Genomic DNA, 3,798 nt, shown 5'->3' with positions numbered 1-3,798 from the left:
CGCTGGCGCTGCGTCAGCGCCAGGCGCTGTTCGCGCCGCCACCGCTCAATGTGGGCGTGGTTTCCAGACATCAGAGTGGTCGGAACAGGCTGGCCGCGCCAGCTTTCGGGCCGCGTGTAATGGGGGCAATCCAGCAAGCCGTCGAGCGCAGGGTTGAAGCTGTCCAGCTGATGGCTACCCTCGTCATTGAGCACGCCGGGCTGGAGCCGCGCCACCGCATCGAGCAAGGCCATGGCGGCAATTTCCCCGCCCGACAGCACAAAATCGCCCAGGCTGATCTGCAAGTCAACATGGGCCTGGATGAAGCGCTGATCCAGCCCTTCGTAGCGGCCGCAGATCAACACCGCACCGGCGCCGGCCGACCAGCCTTCAACGCCAGCATGGTCCAAAGCCTTGCCCACAGGCGAAAAAAGCACCGTGGGAACTTTGGACGCACCTGAGGAAACGCGATCAGCCTGTATTTTTTCAAGGCACAACGCCAGCGGCTCAGCCATCATCACCATGCCCGGGCCGCCGCCGAAAGGCCGGTCGTCCACGCGGCGGTAGTTGCCGTCGGCAAAGTCCCGCAGGTTCCAGAGCTTCACCTCAACAAGGCCAGATTCGTAGGCACGGCGGGTCACGCCGCTGACCAGGAAGGGCGCAAAAAGCTCGGGGAAAAGTGTGATGATGTCGAAGCGCATGGGGCTATTGTGTGCGAGCCCGGCGCTTCGGGGCAACAGCCCCTTCGGGCTACAAAAATCAGTAGTCCGGCTGCCAGTCAACCGTGATGCATTTGCCGGCGATATCTACCGTGTCGACATACACGGAGACAAATGGAATCATGCGTTCGGCGGTCACGCTGGAGCCGTCTTCCTGCTGGACGGTGTACTCCACACAGAGGACCGAGTGCGGGCCGGTGGCCATCAGGTCACGCACCAGGCCCAATGGCACGCCTTCGCGGTTGACCACGTTCAGGCCGATCAGGTCGACCCAGTAGTACTCATCCTTGGAGGCCGCAGGAAAACTGCTGCGGGACAGGAAGATACGCGCGCCGCGCAAAGCCTCGGCGGCATTGCGGTCATCGAGGCCGATAAATTTGGCGACAACGGTATCGGAATGAACTTTGGCCTCGTCGACGCTGAGCGTGACTGTGCCGGAGAACACGGTAAACCCTGGGCGAAATTTGGCGTCAGGCGCCTGCAAAAACCAGGATTTGGCCGCGAAAAGCGCTTCTGGATCGGTGCTGTGCGGCAGGATTTTCACCCAGCCCTTGACGCCCCATGCATCCAGGATGCGCCCGACTTCGATGGCGTCGTGCGGAAGGCTTGAGGGCGTCAAGCCTGCCGACGATTGAAGGCCGGGCTGCATCAATCTCTAAATCAGACCGAGTTCTTCAGGCCGTTTTGACAGCAGCCGTAGCACCTTGCTTGACCAGGCGCAGGACGGTAGGAGACGGCTGGGCGCCCACACCGATCCAGTGGGTCAGGCGGTCTTGCGCAATGCGCAGGCCTTCTTCGCCACCTTTGGCGATCGGGTTGTAAAAACCGATGCGCTCGATGAAACGGCCGTCGCGGCGAACGCGTTTGTCAGCCACAACAATATTGAAAAAAGGACGGTGCTTGGAACCGCCGCGTGCAAGTCGAATGACGACCATGATTTATCCTTCGGGTGGTGGGGCTTACCGGTAAGGTAGATACCCCAATGTTCTGCAGCGCTTGAGACACACGACATGGCCACCCGGCCAGCGAATTGCTGCAAAGCCTGAGATTATAGCCTGCCGAAGGGTTTTTGCCCAAATTCGCCCCTCCCCCGCTCCTGAAGCCTCCCCGCAGACCCTTTCTCCTGCCTTCGAAACACCACTGACATGCCCCTCATACGCCCCAGCCGCGAAGAAGACATTTCCGCCATCACGGCCATTTACGGCCACCACGTCCTGCACAGCACAGGAACGTTCGAAACCGAGCCGCCCAGTGTGGCCGACATGACGACCCGCCGGGCAGACGTACTGTCCAAAGGCCTGCCCTACCTGGTCGCCGAGGAAGACGGAAAAATTGTGGGCTTCGCCTACGGTAACTGGTTCAAGCCGCGCCCGGCCTACCGGTTTTCAGTGGAGGACTCGATTTACCTCGCGCCTAACCTGCACCGCAAGGGCCTGGGCCGCGCCTTGCTTGCCGAGCTGCTGGCGCGGCTTGAAGCGGTGGGCGTACGCAAGGCCATGGCCGTGATCGGTGATTCGGCCAACGCAGGTTCGGTGGGCGTGCACCGCTCGCTCGGCTTCACCGAAGTCGGCACCATTGCATCGTGCGGCTGGAAGTTCGGCGCCTGGCGCGACATTGTGATCATGGAAAAGACCCTGGGCGCAGGTGACACGCAGCCGCCGGCGGATGCACCCGCCGCATAATCGCCGCATGCAAGCAACTGCCTCCACAGCGCCCAAGGCGCCCAAAAACAAAACCCTCGCCGCCTGGCTCGCTTTTATCGGCGGCCAGCTCGGCGTGCACCGCCTTTACCTGTTCGGCCTGGGCGACGTCTGGGCCTGGGTGCATCCCATCGCCGCCGCGCTGGGCTGGTGGGGCGTGGAACGTGTGCGGCTGTACGGGCAGGACGACCATTTGGCCTGGGTGCTGATTCCGCTGCTGGGTTTTACGCTGGCCGGCACGGCATTGACCGCGATTTACTACGGCCTGATGTCCACCGACAAGTGGAACGCGCTGCACAACGCAAGCTCCCCCGGGACCCAGTCCGGCAACACCAACTGGCTGACCATAGGCGCGGTCGTGTTTGCCCTGCTGTTCGGCACCATTTCACTGATGTCCAGCATCGTCTTCAGCTTTCAGCGCTACTTCGAGTACCAGGTTGAAGAGGCCAAGAAAATCAGCCAATGAATAAGGCCCCCACGGTCACTCACTTCGTGTAGCTCCCTGCCCCCCGAGGGGGCCGCCCGCCCTACGGCCCGGCAAAGCCGGTTCCGGGGCTCATGCTGGCTTAAGAGTTCAGTGGCGTAACAAGCGAAGGGGCTATTCACCAGTGGGGGCCGCGGAACCGGCTTTGCCGGGCCGCAGGCGCCGCCCCCTCGAGGGGGGAACAGGCTACACGAAGTGAGCCTGGACGGGGGTGGGTCAGAAAACCTGAAGACTGACCCAGTACGCGATGGCTGCCACGAAGGCTGAAGCCGGGATCGTGAAAATCCAGGCCCAGACGATGTTGCCGGCCACGCCCCAGCGCACCGCTGAAGCGCGCTGCGTGGAGCCTACGCCGACGATGGCGCCGGTGATGGTGTGCGTGGTGGAAACAGGAATACCCAGCCCGGTCGCCAGGAAGAGCGTCAGCGCGCCGCCGGTCTCGGCGCAGAAGCCGCCTACGGGCTTGAGCTTGGTGATCTTCTGGCCCATGGTTTTCACGATGCGCCAGCCGCCGAACATGGTGCCAAAGCCAATGGCGATGTAGCAGACAATGACCACCCAGATCGGCAGGTGCTCCGTGGTCGCCATCATCCAGACCGGCAAGCCCTGCACATTGCTGGTCGTCGCGGCGATCAGCAACAGCCAGATGATGCCGGCTGTCTTTTGCGCGTCGTTGCCGCCGTGCCCCAGGCTGTAGGCACCGGCGGACACCAGCTGAAGCCGGCGAAACCATCGGTCGGCCTTCGACGGGGTCGTCCTGCGGCATACCCAGGCCACCGCCACCATCATCAGCGAGCCCAGCAGGAATCCGAGCAACGGCGAGACAAAGATAAATGCCACCACCTTGAACACACCCGACGCGATCAGGGCGCTGGCACCCGCCTTGGCGATCACCGCGCCGACGATGCCGCCGATC

At 62.7% G+C, this 3,798-nt stretch carries 6 protein-coding genes; 2 read left to right on the top strand and 4 right to left on the bottom strand.

What is annotated here, in order from left to right; all coding sequences use genetic code 11:
- The 3 genes from trmD to rpsP all read right to left on the bottom strand — a co-directional run.
- Positions 1–680: tRNA (guanosine(37)-N1)-methyltransferase TrmD (trmD, locus tag AC1D0Z_RS17570; protein WP_477659489.1), on the bottom strand; the 680-nt coding region annotated here is incomplete at its 3' end.
- Positions 681–738: 58 nt separating this feature from the next.
- Positions 739–1,347 (bottom strand): ribosome maturation factor RimM, encoded by a 609-nt coding sequence (gene rimM, locus AC1D0Z_RS17565; RefSeq protein WP_477659488.1) that lies wholly within the window; start codon positions 1,345–1,347, stop codon positions 739–741.
- 25 nt (positions 1,348–1,372) lie between these two features.
- On the bottom strand, positions 1,373–1,633 hold the full coding sequence (rpsP, locus tag AC1D0Z_RS17560; RefSeq protein WP_457279965.1) for a 30S ribosomal protein S16: 261 nt from the start codon (positions 1,631–1,633) through the stop codon (positions 1,373–1,375).
- A 210-nt stretch (positions 1,634–1,843) separates the two neighbouring features.
- On the opposite strand from rpsP, the gene AC1D0Z_RS17555 reads away from it, so the two are divergent.
- Positions 1,844–2,380, top strand: coding sequence for an N-acetyltransferase family protein (locus AC1D0Z_RS17555; RefSeq protein ID WP_477659487.1), 537 nt, complete (start codon positions 1,844–1,846; stop codon positions 2,378–2,380).
- Between the two features lie 7 nt (positions 2,381–2,387).
- Positions 2,388–2,864, top strand: coding sequence for a hypothetical protein (locus AC1D0Z_RS17550; protein WP_477659486.1), 477 nt, complete (start codon positions 2,388–2,390; stop codon positions 2,862–2,864).
- Between the two features lie 234 nt (positions 2,865–3,098).
- On the opposite strand, the gene AC1D0Z_RS17545 is transcribed toward AC1D0Z_RS17550, so the two are convergent.
- Positions 3,099–3,798: inorganic phosphate transporter (locus AC1D0Z_RS17545; protein ID WP_477659485.1), on the bottom strand; the 700-nt coding region annotated here is incomplete at its 5' end.

The sequence above is a fragment of the Polaromonas sp. P1_E3 genome (genome assembly GCF_056405935.1).
This window is presented reverse-complemented; position numbering and strand designations above follow the sequence as displayed.